Source organism: Thioalkalivibrio sp. ALE17, from assembly GCF_000425605.1.
In the GTDB taxonomy this organism is placed as follows: domain Bacteria; phylum Pseudomonadota; class Gammaproteobacteria; order Ectothiorhodospirales; family Ectothiorhodospiraceae; genus Thioalkalivibrio.
Genome location: NZ_AUDT01000004.1, coordinates 264,187 through 278,534, shown reverse-complemented (window position 1 = coordinate 278,534; position 14,348 = coordinate 264,187). Strand labels below are relative to the sequence as shown.

The 14,348-nt window shown below is 69.5% G+C and carries 11 protein-coding genes and 2 tRNA genes; 5 read left to right on the top strand and 8 right to left on the bottom strand.

The window, feature by feature from the left end:
• Window positions 1-18 precede the first annotated feature (18 nt).
• Window positions 19-2,553: an ABC transporter permease gene (locus H609_RS0106030; RefSeq protein WP_028484540.1), complete on the bottom strand. Its 2,535-nt coding sequence runs from the start codon at window positions 2,551-2,553 to the stop codon at window positions 19-21.
• A complete protein-coding gene (locus tag H609_RS0106025; protein ID WP_018875510.1) occupies window positions 2,550-3,260 on the bottom strand; it encodes an ABC transporter ATP-binding protein in 711 nt (236 codons plus the stop codon). The genes H609_RS0106030 and H609_RS0106025 overlap by 4 nt, the downstream gene beginning before the upstream one ends.
• Between H609_RS0106025 and H609_RS0106020 the strand changes: the two genes are divergently transcribed.
• A complete protein-coding gene (locus H609_RS0106020; RefSeq protein ID WP_018866356.1) occupies window positions 3,259-3,951 on the top strand; it encodes an arylesterase in 693 nt (230 codons plus the stop codon). The genes H609_RS0106025 and H609_RS0106020 overlap by 2 nt on opposite strands.
• Before the next feature lie 15 nt (window positions 3,952-3,966).
• Here H609_RS0106020 and H609_RS0106015 read toward each other — a convergent pair whose 3' ends face one another.
• The 5 genes from H609_RS0106015 to H609_RS0105995 all read right to left on the bottom strand — a co-directional run bounded on the left by H609_RS0106015 (window position 3,967) and on the right by H609_RS0105995 (window position 7,230).
• On the bottom strand, window positions 3,967-4,293 hold the full coding sequence (locus H609_RS0106015) for a hypothetical protein (RefSeq protein WP_018866355.1): 327 nt from the start codon (window positions 4,291-4,293) through the stop codon (window positions 3,967-3,969).
• Window positions 4,294-4,358: 65 nt separating this feature from the next.
• Window positions 4,359-4,435, bottom strand: a tRNA-Arg gene (locus H609_RS0106010).
• Window positions 4,436-4,552: 117 nt separating this feature from the next.
• Window positions 4,553-5,470, bottom strand: a complete 918-nt coding sequence (locus H609_RS0106005) for an HPP family protein (RefSeq protein WP_028484539.1) — start codon at window positions 5,468-5,470, stop codon at window positions 4,553-4,555.
• Window positions 5,471-5,571: 101 nt separating this feature from the next.
• A complete protein-coding gene (locus H609_RS0106000; protein ID WP_018866353.1) occupies window positions 5,572-6,384 on the bottom strand; it encodes an OmpA family protein in 813 nt (270 codons plus the stop codon).
• Window positions 6,385-6,387: 3 nt separating this feature from the next.
• Window positions 6,388-7,230, bottom strand: coding sequence for a motility protein A (locus H609_RS0105995; RefSeq protein ID WP_018866352.1), 843 nt, complete (start codon window positions 7,228-7,230; stop codon window positions 6,388-6,390).
• Between the two features lie 133 nt (window positions 7,231-7,363).
• Between H609_RS0105995 and H609_RS0105990 the strand changes: the two genes are divergently transcribed.
• The 4 genes from H609_RS0105990 to H609_RS0105975 all read left to right on the top strand — a co-directional run bounded on the left by H609_RS0105990 (window position 7,364) and on the right by H609_RS0105975 (window position 12,572).
• Entirely contained in the window at window positions 7,364-7,954 is a 591-nt protein-coding gene (locus H609_RS0105990) for a LemA family protein (protein WP_018866351.1), read from the top strand.
• A 13-nt stretch (window positions 7,955-7,967) separates the two neighbouring features.
• On the top strand, window positions 7,968-9,935 hold the full coding sequence (locus H609_RS0105985; RefSeq protein WP_028484538.1) for a M48 family metallopeptidase: 1,968 nt from the start codon (window positions 7,968-7,970) through the stop codon (window positions 9,933-9,935).
• Between the two features lie 56 nt (window positions 9,936-9,991).
• Window positions 9,992-10,078: transfer RNA gene (locus H609_RS0105980), tRNA-Leu, on the top strand.
• Window positions 10,079-10,409: 331 nt separating this feature from the next.
• On the top strand, window positions 10,410-12,572 hold the full coding sequence (locus tag H609_RS0105975; protein ID WP_028484537.1) for a diguanylate cyclase: 2,163 nt from the start codon (window positions 10,410-10,412) through the stop codon (window positions 12,570-12,572).
• Here the strand turns inward: H609_RS0105975 and mnmD are convergent.
• Window positions 12,542-14,347 carry a tRNA (5-methylaminomethyl-2-thiouridine)(34)-methyltransferase MnmD gene (gene mnmD, locus H609_RS0105970; protein ID WP_051206751.1) on the bottom strand — a complete coding sequence of 602 codons (1,806 nt, stop codon included), beginning with the start codon at window positions 14,345-14,347 and terminating at the stop codon, window positions 12,542-12,544. The genes H609_RS0105975 and mnmD overlap by 31 nt on opposite strands.
• Window position 14,348 lies beyond the last annotated feature (1 nt).

Below are 14,348 nucleotides of genomic sequence, written 5' to 3'. Positions count from 1 at the left end.
CGAGCGGTCCGGCCCGGCTTATTCCGGGCCGCGCAGCACCGCCAGCGGGGCCTGGTCCAGCACCCGGCGCGTCCCCAGCCAGCCGGCCAGGGCGATCCCCAGCGTGCCGCCCCCGATCCCGTAGACGAAGGTCAGGGGATTGACGCTGTAGTCGAACTCGAACACCTGCCAGGCGAGCAGGGCGCCCACTGCCGTGGCGATCACGGCCGCGAGCAGCCCGGCCAGCAGGCCCAGGGTCCCGAATTCCGCCAGCAAGCCGTTGCGAATGTGGTCGCGACGTGCCCCGAGGGTGCGCAGCAGGGCGGCCTCCCGTCGTCGGACGTCGCGGGTGGCCTGGACCGCGGCGTAGAGCACGGTCAGCCCGGCGATCAGGGTGAACAGGAAGACGTATTCGACCGCCCGCGTGGCCTGGTCCATCACATCGCGGACCTGCGCGAGGATGGCGCTCACGTCGATGGCCGATACGGCGGGGAACTCCCGCAACCACTGGTTCTGGGCGCTGCGCTGGTCTTCGGGCACGTGCATGGCCGTGATGAAGGTCCGGGGCTGCTGGTCCAGCAGCGGAGGCGGGCCGATGACGAAGAAATTCACCTGGAAGCTGTCCCAGTCGACCTCGCGGACGCTGGTGATCGGACTGCGGATGGGCTGCCCCCCGACCCGGAACGTCAGGTAGTCGCCCAGTGCCAGGTCGAAGCGTTCCATGAGTCCGGCCTCCACCGACCAGCCCCGGTCGGGATCCTGCCCGGCCTCGCCGAACCAGTGTCCGTCGACGATGCGATTGTGCGCCGGCGGGGTGTGCGCATACGACAGGTTGAATTGGCGATCCACCAGTCTTCGGTCGCGATCATCGTCAAAATCCTGCGGATGAACGCGTTCGTCGTTGATCTCGATCAGGCGGCCGCGGATCATCGGGTCGAGTTGCGGGCGTTCGAGGCCGGCCGCCTCGACCCGGTCGGCGAAGGCCTGCTCCTGGCCCGGCTGGATGTTGATGAAGAACTGGTTGGGGGCGTCCTCCGGGATGCTGGCATCCCAGGCCTCCAGCAGGTCGACGCGCACGATCGCCAGCAGCAGCAGGGCCAGGATCCCGACACTGAAGGCCACCAGTTGCACCGCGCTGAGGCCGCCGCGCCGGGACAGGTTGGCCAGCCCGAAGCGCAGGGCCATGCCGCCGCGGTTGCGCAGAGGCCTCAGGGCGAGCACCAGCCCCATCCCGAGGACGGCCAGCAACGCGATGGCCACCGCGGTGCCGATCAGGACCCAGGCGGCGAGTTGCGGGTCGGCGGCCTGCCAGTAGAGTAGGCCGCCGAAGGCGAGCAGTGCGAGGGCGCCGGAGAGCCATACCGAGGTGGGCGGCAGGCCCAGATCGCGGCGCAGGACGCGCAGCGGCGAGACCTGGCCAATGCGCAACAGCGCGGGGAGGGCGAAGCCAACGGCGGTAATCAGTCCCACGCCCAGGCCGGCGACCAGTGGCCGCGCCCCCGGAGGAGGGAGATCCCCGTCAAGCCAGCCGCCGAGCAGGGACGCGAGGACGAACTGCGCGGCGAAGCCGATGGCGAGCCCGACAGCGCTGGCCAGCAGGGCGACCAGCACCACCCGGCCGAAGTAGGTCACCAGGACCCGGCGGCCGCTGGCGCCCAGGGCGCGCATCACGGCCGCCGGATCGGCGCGGCGCTGGGCGAAGTGATGGGCCGCCACGGCAATCGCGGCCCCGGCCAGAAGCACCGCCATCAGCGAAGCGAGCCCGAGGAAGCGCTCGGCGCGCTCGATGGCCGTGCGCAGCTCCGGGTTCGCGTCGTCCAGGCCCAGGAGGCGTTCCCCGGCCTCCAGTTCGTCCCCCAGCCAGGCGCGGAAGGCGGCAACCTCCGCACTCGGTCCGGCGGCAAAGAACTCGTAGCGCACCCGGCTGCCGGGGCCGATCAGTCCACTGGCGTCCAGGTCGTCGAATGCGAGCATCAGACGCGGTGCGATGTTCAGCAGGTTGCTGCCACGGTCCGGTTCATGCGCGAGGATGCCGGTGACCTCCAGGTCCAGGTCGCCGACCTCTACCCGGTCGCCCACCTGAAGCCCCAAGGCCTCGAGCAGGGTGGATTCCAGCCAGGCGGTACCGGGTTGCGGCCCGCGTTCGCGCGGTTGCTCCTCCCCGTCCGGTCCCGAGCGGGTGCGGGCCTCGCCCTTCAACGGCCAGCTGGGCTCGACTGCGCGCAGGGCCGCCAGGCGCGACTGGTCGTCCTTGCCAAAGACCACGCTGGGCAGCGAGGCGGTGCGCGCCGTGTCCAGCCCGCGGTTCGCGGCTTCGTCGGGCCAGCCCGCCGGCAGCGGGTTGTCACTGACCACCGCAAGATCACCGCCGAGGAGGGCGGTGGCCTGCTGGGCCATCCCGCGATCCACGCGATCGGTAAAGAAGCCGACGGCGGCGACCGCGGCGACCGCGACGACCAGCGCCGCGGCCAGTACCCGCAGTTCGGCGGAGCGCCATTCCCGCCAGGTGCCGCGCAGCAGCGCGCGCAGGGGATTGCGGCCCTGACCCCGGGTATGGATGTGGCTTGCCGTCATGCCAGCACGCCATCCTGAATGGAGATGATGCGGTCGCACTGCGCCGCCAGTTCCGGATCATGGGTCACCAGCACCAGTGCGGTGGCGGGCCCGTCGCCGTCCGGATGCCGGGCCAGGCCGAACAGCAGCTCGATGATGCGCTGCCCGGTCTTGCCGTCGAGATTCCCAGTGGGCTCGTCGGCGAACAGGACCGCCGGGTGGTCGACAATGGCGCGGGCAATGGCCACCCGTTGCTGCTCGCCCCCCGAAAGCTGGTGCGGGTAATGCGCGGCGCGTTCGCCAAGGCCCACGCGCTCCAGGGCCTGGCTGGCCCAGCGGTTCAGGGTGGCCTGATCTTCGCCGGCATGGGCCGGGTTCAGCTCCAGTGGCAGCAGGGCGTTCTCCAGGGCCGTCAGCGCCGGGAGCAACTGGAAGGACTGGAACACGAACCCGACCCGGCCGGCGCGCAACGCGGCGCGGCCATCCTCGTCCAGTTCGCTGATGGTCCGGCCCAGCAGGCGAACTTCTCCCGCGCTCGGGGCGTCCAGACCTGCAAGGAGCCCGAGCAGGGTGGACTTGCCCGATCCGGAGGCGCCGAGGATCGCGACCGTCTCGCCAGCCTGGACCGCCAGCGATATGCCGCGCAGGATGTCCAGCGGCCCGCTGGGTCCGTTGATCCGCTGTTCGATGTCCCGGGCCTCCAGTACATATGACGAGGATGCATCCATGTTGCGTATTCCGTTGGTCGTGATGGGCTTGATCGCGTTGCTATGGAGTCCCGTCGCGCCCGGGAATTCCCCGGAAGACGAAAATCGCTCCGCCGAGGCGCTGCGAATCCTGGTGTTCGGGGATTCGTTGAGTGCGGCCTATGGCATGCCGGAGTCTGCCGGGTGGCCGGCCCTTCTGGAAGAGCGCCTGGCCGAGCGCGAGCGGGAATGGGTGGTGGAAAACGTCTCCATCAGCGGTGACACGACAGCCGGCGGCCGGGCGCGTCTGCCAGAGGTACTGGAGCGCATGGACCCCGCCCTGGTGATCCTGGCCCTCGGGGGCAATGACGGCCTGCGGGGCCTGGCACCGTCGGCCATGCGCGAGAACCTCGAGGCGATGGTGGACGCGATCGACGCCGCAGGGGCCGAGACCCTGCTGCTGGGCATCCGCATCCCGCCGAATTACGGGCGGCGCTACACCGAACGCTTCGAGGCGGTCTTTGCCGACCTGGCGGCCGCGCGGGATCTGGCCTTCGAGCCATTCTTTCTCGAGGACGTGCTGCTGGAGGACGGCATGCTGATGGATGACGGCATTCACCCCAGCGAGGCGGCGCAGCCGCACCTGCTGGATGCCGTGTGGCCACGCCTGGAACCCATGGTGGAGGACGCCGAGGCGCGCAAGCCGCCACGCGGTGACCGCGCGGCCGGGTAAAGCCCGCGATTCGCCTCAGTCGGCCAGCAGCGCCCGCAACTCCGCCACAACGTTGTCCGGAAGCAGTTGCCGCAGGACGGGATGCAGGTCGCGCTCGACCTCGGACAGCAGGGACAGGGTGCGGACCTCCGAGTGCCGGCAGAGCGGATTGCCGTACTGGTTGGCCTGGATGCTGCGCCGGGAGCCCATGCTCATCAGGGCCACGCCGGGCAGCCCGCGCGGGCCTTCGTCGAGGACCTCGACCAGTTCCACCATGCAGCCATCCACTTCGCCCTGGATCCCGATCAGCGGGGCGAGGCGATCGATCATGCGGCTGGACTGTTCGGTCGTCAGCATGGCCATTTGCCTACCTTACGACCGATGGGGCCGCAGCGCCAGAGTGAGAACGCGGCATCATGCGAGAGAAATGGTGTCCCCGGCAGGATTCGAACCTGCGACCTGCCCCTTAGGAGGGGGCTGCTCTGTCCAGCTGAGCTACGGAGACCCGGGAATCTGCCGGATTTGGGCTTCGCGATCCCGCCACGCTTGCGACGATCACCGAAACCCGACAGAGGTCTGGCGCGAGAGTATAAGCGCCGGGTGCGGAGAGGCCCAAACGCGCTTACTCGTCCGGGCCGTATTCCGGCTCCAGCCGGTGATGGGCCCAGGCGAGGAAGTCGTCCAGTGTGGCGCGGTCTTCACCCGGGGCCTCGGGGCCCGCCAGGTGGCGGTAGATCACCTGCGCCCCGTCGCGCCGGAGCACGCGGCGAACCGCCCAGTCGGCGTCCGTTCCACCGTTGCTGAAGCAGGCCCCGGGCTGGATGGCCTCCGGGGTGATCGGGTCGGGGTGCTGGTGATGGCGGCGGGCCAGCAGGTACAGGCGTGCCAGATCGTCCTCGGTCAGATCCAGATACAGGTTCATCTCGCGCATGGCGTGCTCGAGATCCTCGCGGCCGAGACCGGCCCGCTCCAGGGCCGCCAGCGGGCTTTGTTCCGGGCTTTCGGGGGACGGGGTCAGGCTCGCGGGATAGCGGCGCCAGGGGAACGGGTAGTTGATGATGACGGCCACCATCAGCATGACCCCGACACTGGTCAGCACAGGGTGCAGCAGGAACCACGGTCCCAGGGCCGTGACCGAGTCGCCGCCCACGACCGCATAGAGCGCCGTGGCGCCGCCAGGGGGATGCAGGCAGCGCAGGTAGTGCATCAGCCAGATGGCGAGGCCCACGGCGACGGCGGCGGCCAGCAGGGGGTGGGGCAGCAGGTCGCGTATCAGTATCCCTACGATGGCGGCAACGCCATGACCACCGAGCACGTTCCAGGGTTGCGAGAGGGCGGCATGCGGCGCGGCGAACAGCAGGACGGCGGTGGCGCCGAGGGAGGCGAGGATCAGACCGTTGATGCCGTTGTCGGTTACCGAGGCGGCGACCTCCAGCGACAGGTAAAGGCCGATCATCCCGCCCATCAGGGCAATGAGCTTGTCCCAGTGATTGGTGGTGTCGAGGAAGTCGCCCAGCAGGGACCCGCGTCCGGTACGCACACCAGCCTCCTTAAAGTGCAAGTGTTGCGCATCTTCTATGGGGGTCGCGCGGGCGTCAAGTGGCCCTGCGGGCTCGCGGAATGCGGGTGGGGCGTCGGGTATCAGTTCGCTTCGGCCTCCAGGATCAGTGACACGCGACGATTCTCGGCGCGCCCACCCGGTGTCTCGTTGCCGGCTACCGGCAGCGTGTCGGCGCGCCCGACCGCGCGCAGCCGCGAGGGCTCCAGCCCCTGCGCGACCAGGTGCCGCACGACGCTGCTGGCTCGCGCCGCGGACAGTTCCCAGTTGGAGGGGAAGCGCTCGGTCGCGATGGGGACGTTGTCGGTGTGCCCCTCTACGGTGATGAGGCCCGGGTGGTCCGCCAGGATGGTCAGCAGTCCTTCCAGGAGCGTTGCGCCGTCCGAACGCAGATCGGCCTGGGCGGTGGCGAACAGGATCTCGTCGCGGATGCGCAGTTCCAGACGGCCGGGTTGCTCGACGATATCGACCCCCTCCGGGGCCCGATCCCGCAGTTGATCGGCATCGGCGCCGGTTCCGGTTGTTTCGGCGGACGTTTCGGGGGGCGCCGGGTCCTCGGCGACGCTGTCGTCGAGGTCGGCAAGACCGAGCAGCGTGGGGTGGACCAGGGGCTCGACCAGCGCGCTGCGGTCGGGATGGGCCAGCGCGACGGGGCTGGCGGACACCGCGCGGGGATCGTCGTCGCGCGGGTCCATGAAGGTCAGCAGGATGACGAAGACGACGATGACCAGGGTCAGCACGTCGAGGTAGGTGAGGATCCAGGCGTGTTCGTCGTCGCGCTGGCGTTCGCCGGGGTAGGAGGCGAGAAATGCCTGTTCCGGGCGGGTCGCCGCGTGGGCGTCCATTTCGGCCTGCAGCGCGGCGCGCTCCGAGGTGGAGTAGGCGGGGCCGGGCATGGTTCAGCGACGCTCGTTCGACGGGTCCGGGTCCCGTGGGTCCGCGGCGGGTTCTTCGTCCCCGTTGGTGGGGGCGGCCTGGCGGATTTCGTCGCTGTGGTTCTCCATGAACGAGCGCAGGGTCTCGCGGATGTATCCGGGCGAACGGCCCTTGCGCATGAGCATGATGCCTTCCAGCACCATGGTCATGAGGACCACGCGTTCCTCGGTCCGTCGCTCCAGCTTGATGGCGATGGGGCGAAACACCAGGTTGGCCAGGAGGATGCCGTAGAAGGTGGTGATCAGCGCGATGCCGAGGTTGACCGCGATCACGGTAAAATCGTCGCTCTCGGTCGTCAGGAGCAGGTTGATCAGCCCGATCAGGGTGCCGAGCATGCCAAAGGCCGGGGCATAGGTGGCCATGGTCCGGAACATCTGGGCGTCGGCCTGTTCGCGGGCGCGCAGGCGGGCCATGCGCCAGTTCAGCAGGTCGGAGACGTCGTCCATCGGGGTGTCGTCGATGACCAGCTGGATGCCGGTGCGCAGGAATGGGTTGCGGATCTGGTCCAGGCGGTCCTGGATGCGCTGCAGGTTCTGGGAGAACCAGTAGCGCGAGACCTGCACGATCTCCTCGAGGTCCTGGCTGGCGTCGTAGCGTTCCTCGCGGATCGCGTTGGCCCCGGCGCGGAAGACGCGCATGACCTCGTGGAAGGGGTAGCTCATCAGGGTGGCCGCAATGGTGCCGCCCACCACGATCCCCAGTCCCGGCAGGTTCAGGAAGGCGTCGAGGTCCTGGGAGGAGAACGCGATGACACTGCCGAACACCAGCAGGCTGCCGAGGATGCCGAGCAGGGTGGAGAGATTCATGCGAGGTTCCGAGGATGGCCTGGCGCAAGGATAAAGCACGGCGGCGGTTGCCGTCTGCGCCCGAGAATCCTCTCGCGGGGGACCCGTCCGCCGCGTACACTCGGCCGGGTAAACCGCAAAGGAGCTTTGCACGATGGATACGAAGTGGGTGGTGCTGGCGATTCTGGTCCTGCTGGTGGTCTGGGGGGTATGGACGTACAACCGGCTGGTCACGTCGCGCAACCGGTACAAGAACGCGTTTGCCCAGATCGATGTGCAGCTGACCCGGCGCTACGACCTGATCCCCAATCTGGTGAAGGTCGCCGAGCGCTACATGAGCCACGAGCGGGATACCCTGGAGGCGGTCATCCAGGCCCGGAATCAGGCCCAGCAGAGCCTGCAGGAGGTGGCCGGCGACCCGACCAACGCGGAGGCCGTGCGCAAGCTGTCCAGTTCGGAGCAGGGGCTGTCCGGCGCCCTCGGGCGGCTGTTTGCGCTGTCGGAGGCCTATCCGGATCTGAAGGCTAACCAGAACATGATGCAGCTGTCGGAGGAGCTCACCAGTACCGAGAACCGGGTCGCCTATGCCCGTCAGGCCTTCAATGACGCGGTCATGCAGTACAACATCCTGCGCGAGATGTTCCCGAACAGCCTGATTGCCAACAATCTGGGCTTCCGTCCGGCGCAGCTCCTGGAGATCGAGGATCCGCAGAAGCGCGAGGCGGTCGAGGTGAATTTCTCCTGACGGCCCGGGCGATATGAACTTCTTCGAGCATCAGGACCGGGCCCAGCGACGCACCCGCTGGTTGCTGTTCCTGTTCGGACTGGCGGTGCTGGCGATCGTGCTGGTGATGAACGCCATTGTGCTCGTGCTTTTCGGGCAGGCCGAGCCGGTGGCGGCGGGGGAACCCTGGCTGACCCGGGAATTTCTGGCGCGCAACGTCGAGGTGATGGTCTGGACCAGCGTGCTGACGATCGGGCTGATCGGGGTCGGCAGCCTCTATCGCACCCTGGGGCTGCGCGATGGCGGCGGGGCCGTGGCCCGCGAGCTGGGTGGCACCCGGGTGGACGGCGATACCCGCGACCCGTTGCGGCGGCGCCTGATGAATGTGGTCGAGGAGATCGCGATCGCCTCCGGCGTGCCCGTGCCGGAGGTCTATGTGCTGGAGCAGGAGGCCGGTATCAACGCGTTTGCCGCGGGGTACTCGCCGGACGACGCGGCCATTGCCGTCACGCGCGGGGCCCTGGAACAGCTGGATCGCGACGAACTGCAGGGGGTGGTGGCGCACGAGTTCGGGCATGTCCTGAACGGCGATATGCGCCTGAATATCCGCCTGATGGGGATGTTGTTCGGGATCCTGGTGATGGCGCTCATCGGGCAGCGCGTGCTGCTGGCCATGCGCCTGTCGCGCAACAACCGCAACGCCGGGGGCATTGTTGCGGCGGGTCTGGCGTTGATGGTGGTGGGCTATATCGGGCTGTTTTTCGGGCGCTGGATTCGCGCCTCGGTCTCGCGCCAGCGGGAGTACCTGGCCGATGCCTCGGCGGTGCAGTTCACGCGTCAGCCGTCCGGCATTGCCGGTGCCCTGAAGAAGATCGGGGCCGGACACACTGCGTTGCGCGCCGATACCGAGGAGGTGGGGCACATGCTGTTCGCCTCCGGCGCCCTGGGCCAGATGTTCGCGACCCATCCGCCGCTGGTGCGGCGCATCCAGGCCATCGAGCCCGGGTTCCAGCCGGAAGAACTGGAGACCATCCGCGAACAGATGGAGCGGGATGCGCAAACCCGTCGCAGGGAACAGGAGGCGCAGGCCGAGGCGGAGGCGCGCGAGCGCGAACAGCCGCGCGAGTCGGGCAATATGCTGCTGAATCCGGAACGCCTGATGGAGAACATCGGGGATCCGGGCCTGGCACAGATCCTGGGCGCCGGATTATTGGTCGCGGCGATGCCGGGACCACTGGAGCGCGCCGCGCATTCCGATGCCTGGGCCGTGGAGGTGCTGCTCTATCTGCTGATCAGCGCCGACCCCGAGGTGCGGGAACACCAGTTGTTGCGGATCGCCGCGAAAAGGGGCGGAGAGAGCGAGTCGCGTGTGCGTACCTTGCTGGACGCTGCGCCGGACCTGCGGCCGGACCTGCGCATCCCGCTGCTGGAGATGAGCTTCCCGGCCGTGCGCCATCGTCCGTCGGAGGAGCGCCAGGCGCTGGAGACGCTGATCGACGAACTGGTCCGGGCTGACGGCCGGGTGTCGGTCTTCGAATACGCCACCGGGCGGCTCCTGCGGCGTCAGCTGCGCGACCTCGATCAGCCCGCACGCGCCCGCCCGGGTGGACGGGATCGCCTGGAACGCCACGAACGCCATGCGCGAAGTGTGCTGGCCGTGCTCGCCCATCACGGTCATCCGGAGGACTCCGAGGCCGCACGCGAGGCGCTGCGGGCGAGCCATGTCGCCCTGGGCATCGCAGATCCGGCGAAAGACGTGATGGATACGGCCCTGGAGGCCGCTGCCGACGCGGCGGCCTGGGCGGATGAGCTCGATCGCGCCCTGGACGCGCTGGACGCACTGCGTCCGGCCGACAAGCAAAGGCTGGTCACGGCAATGCTCGCCACCATCACCCATGGCGGGCAGACGGTGATCGCCGAGGTCGAGCTCCTCCGGGCGATCGCGGCGTCCCTGCACGTGCCGTTGCCAGTCGCGGAGATGCCGGCCGCGGAAGCGGAGTAGGCCCCGCCGGGTTCGGGTGCGGCATCGTGGCACGCACGGTATGATGCGGCGGCTCCGGGGGCGTGGCGGAACTGGTAGACGCATCGGACTTAAAATCCGCTGGCCGCAAGGCCGTGCCGGTTCGATTCCGGCCGTCCCCACCAATCCCAGACTGTTCCGCTCGGCGGGCCCCTTGGCCACGGTGCCGAGCGCGCAGTGGTCGCCGGGACGGCGGCCAACCGCCCATGTCCGGGCGCGACCGGCCGCTTCAGGCGGGGTGCCGCGTCTCCCGTGTGAGCGGGGCGTCAGCGGTGCATTTCCGGAGCCGTTTCGGTTTGCCCCCCGTTGGCGCATAGTAGAACCCTGTGCGCCCGCAAAAGACCCGGCATGAGCCCACCACCGGACACCACGGAAGCTTCCGACGCCCAAAACGCCGCCCGTGACAGCGCTTCGTCGTCGCGGGCCCGCACCACCGAACCGTATGTGCGGGGCCCGATGGTGGCCGCGCTGTTCGCGGCGCTGCTGTTCGCCCTGCTTTTTCTGGCCATCGATCACGGCTGGAAGCAGCAGATGGCCGAGCGTTATGAGCAGTCGCTCGCGACCGAGGCGAACAGCCTGCGCTCCCGCCTGGAGAGCGTGCTGAATGCGTCGGTGCACGCCACCATCGGGTTGGCGGCCTACGCCTACGTCCATCCGGAGTTGAACGAGGAGGAGTTCGCCCGCGCCGCGGAACGGCTTTACCGGGGGCAACCCGAGCTGATCCGGTCGCTGACGCTGGCACGCGGCGAGATTCTCGAGCTGGTTTACCCACGGGCCGGCAACGAGGGCGCGATTGGGCTCAACCTGGCCGAGCATCCCCAGCAGTCCGCGTCCTTCCATCGCGTCCTGGAGAGCCGAGAGACCGTGGTGGCCGGTCCCTGGCCGCTGGCCCAGGGCGGCCGCGGGCTGCTGGTGCGGGCGCCGGTCCTGACCGAAGCTGAGGACGAGGACGTGTCGGGTTCCGCCAACCCGTGGAGCCTGTCGAGCATCGCGCTCGATTTCGACACCCTGCTGCGGCAGGCCGGGTTGGTACCCGGCTCGGAGCGCCTGAAGCTGGCCCTGCGCGGCCGCGACGGGACCGGTGCTGAGGGCGAGGTGTTCTACAACCCGCAGGCGCTCGACGTGGAATCGGCGCCATTGCAGCTCGATGTGACGTTTGCCGGGGGGCAGTGGCGGCTGCTGGCAAAGCCGGTCCCCAGCCCGTCCGCCACGGCCCGCCCCGCCGCCTGGTGGGTCCTGGGCGCAGTCGGCCTGATGGCGGTCAGCGGATATACCTTCCGCATTGGCCAGGGGATGCGGCAGCGCCGCGAGGCCCTGAGCCGCTACCAGGCCCTGGTCAACCGCCTGGAGGACGCGACGCTGGTCGTGGCCGGGCGACGCGTTCTGTGGGCCAACCCGGCCTTCGCGCGCATGACCGGGGTGTCGCCGAACCCCGGGCAGGCCCTGGCCACACTGGATGTGATCCATCCGGCGGATCGTCCGCGTCTGCCCCCCGATCTCGATTTCACCCGCGCCGCGGTGCCGGAGGAGCCCCGGGGGCGCGAGATCCGTGTGAAGGCCGCGGACGGGGATCAGCGTTTTCATCTGTTGCGCTGGGTGCCGATCGACTGGGACGGGCAGCGGGCCTGTCTGCTGAGCTTCGTCGACGTGCACGAGAATCGCATGCTGTTCAATGCCCTGAGCGAGGCGCGGGACCTCCAGGACGCCCTGTTCGAGGCCATGCCCGGCGATGCCCTGGTGATCGATGCGTCCGGGCTGGTGCGGCGGGTGTTCGGCGAGGCGCGCCATGGCCGCGACCCGCACACCACGGCCGTGGGGCATACCCTGGCCGAGTTGTTACCCCCCGAGGTGGCGGATCGGTTCTCCGATATCGTACAAAGGGCCCTGCGCGAGGGGGCGATGCAGGAACTCGAGTACCGTCTGCAGGCCAGTGCGTTCCATGCGGGCGAGCCGGGGGTGGCAGCGGACGAGACGCGCTGGTACGAGGCGCGGGTCCGACCGATTCACACGCCGTTCGAGGGTTCCGCGGCCGTGGTCTGGCATGCCCTGGACGTGACCGAGCGCAAGCAGCTGGAGGAACGCATGCAGGCGCTCGCGTGGGAGGACCCGTTGACCGGCACCGCGAACCGGGCCGCGCTGGACCGCGCGTTTCCCCGTCTGGCGGCCCGGGCCGACCGCAGGGAAGGTCAGCTGGCGCTGCTGTTCATCGACCTGGATCGCTTCAAGCCGGTGAACGATCAGTATGGCCACGCGGTGGGCGACGAGTTGCTGCGGCTGCTCGCCAGGCGTCTGGCCGGCAGCCTGCGCACGGATGACCTGCTGGTTCGCCTAGGCGGGGACGAGTTCATCGTATTGAGTGCCCCGCTGCACCACGCGGAGGAGGCAACGCGGCTGGTCGAGCGGCTGCAAGAGGCCTTCCGTGAGCCCTTTGAGCTGCACCCCGGGCATATGGATACGGTGGAGGTGAGCCTGTCATGCAGCATCGGCGTCGCCTTCTATCCGGGTGACGGACAGCGGCTCGCCGACCTGATGATGGCCGCGGATCATGCGATGTACCGGGTGAAGGCGGCGGGCCGCAACGATGTGGCCTACGCCTCGTCGGAGGCTCCCGGGGCCTGACCCGCGTGTCGGGCGGGATCCAGTCGCGCGGCGGTAGTGGTCTCCAGGGGTTCGATCAGGCCCAGCCAATGGTCGGCCAGCCACTCGGCGGCCAGGGGTGCGTACAGCAGGCCGCGTGAGCCATGCGCGAGGTTGAGCTGGACGCGGCCGCGCGCGTCCATTCGGCTGGGCCCGACCAGGGGCAGGCGATCGCGGACCACCGCCCGTTCGCCGGCCCAGTGGTCCAGGACCTGGGTGGCGGGATCGTCCAGGCCGGGCACCCAGGCCAGGTGGCGAAGGTTTGCCGCGTCGTCCGTAGCCAGGAGGGTGTCGGCCTGACGGATGCCGGGGCCTTCCGTGCGCCGGTAGGTCGCGCCGATCCATGCTGTTTGGTCGGGGGACGGGATGCAGTAGCCCTGTCCGGTGGCGACGAACCCGCCCCAGTCGGGCAGGGTGGCCGCCACTCGGGTCATCTGGCCGGTGACCGTCGAGACCGCCCCGTGTTCGGGGCTCAGGGGCGCCCCCTGACCGGCGCCATTGGCCAGCACAACGGCGTCGAATGACTCCCGGCCGTACTCCGTCTCCAGTTGGACCGCCTCCTGGCCCGGAGTCAGGTGGATGTGCGTGACAGCCTCTGCGCGGGGCGCCGGCAGGCTGCTGGCAAGGGCACGACAAAGAGCGGCCATATCCACCGCCAGGCCCTCGGGGTAGTACAGATGCGGGGCGTCGGTGCATCCCGGGCCCGCCGGATCAAAGAGCAGCCCGGTCGCTTCGCTGCCGGCTTTGAGCAGACGGGTCACCCGTTTCTTCCCGTGGGCGCTGATGCCGTGGAAGGCGACGCCGGAGGCCAGCTGCAATACTTCCCCCGTATGGGCCTCCAGTTCGTTGATCAGGGTCCGAGTCCTGCGCATCCCGGCCAGGGCCAGGCGGTTCAGGTCGGCATCGCGCGGGTGCAGGTTGGGCAGCAGCACGGCGGCCGGGTTGCCGGACGCACCGCCGGCGACCCCGGCGGGGTCGAACAGAGTGGTGAGGATGCCGCGACGTTCCAGCGCGTGCGCGCTGGCCAGCCCGGCCAGTCCGGCCCCGACGACGGCCACGTGGCGGGGCGCCCCCGGTGCCGACGGCGCCGGTTCGGCGGACGGCGCGCGGAGAGCCCCGGTCAGGCGCTCGCGCTTGCGTCCGTGGCCCGGGACCCGCCGGACCGTGAATCCGACACCCTCCAGATCGCGACGGACCTGGCCCGCGGCGGTGTAGGTGCCGAACGTGGCGCCGGGCGCGGACAGCCGGGCGATCTGGCGAAAAACGCCGGTGTTCCACAACGCGGGATTGCTGCGCGGCGCGAAGCCGTCCAGGAACCAGGCATCGATCCGGCCGCGCACGCCCGCGAGCATTGGCGCGGCGTCGCCCAGGCCCAGGGTCAGGGTGGCGCGCGCCCCGGGGAATTCGATCCGGTGCAGTCCCGGCACCGGGGGCGGGTACTGCGCGCGCAGGGCGCGGCTGTCGGCATCGTCGAGCCCGAGGTGTTGGTGCAGGGTGGCGAGGTCCTCCGGCGAAAGGGGGTGTGCCTCCAGGCTGAGCAGCGAGAGGAAGGCATCGGGCGGGGCGTGCCGGCGCCATTGCTCCAGCGCCAGCAGCAGGTTCAGCCCGGTCCCGAAGCCGGTTTCGCCGATCGCGAAGTGGCGGCAGCCGGAGAACCGCTCCGGCAGGCTGTTGGCCTCGAGGAAGACCTCTTGCGCCTCTGCGCGTGGCTGGCTCGATCCGAAATAGCCGTCGCCGTAGTCGACAGCAAAGGGCATG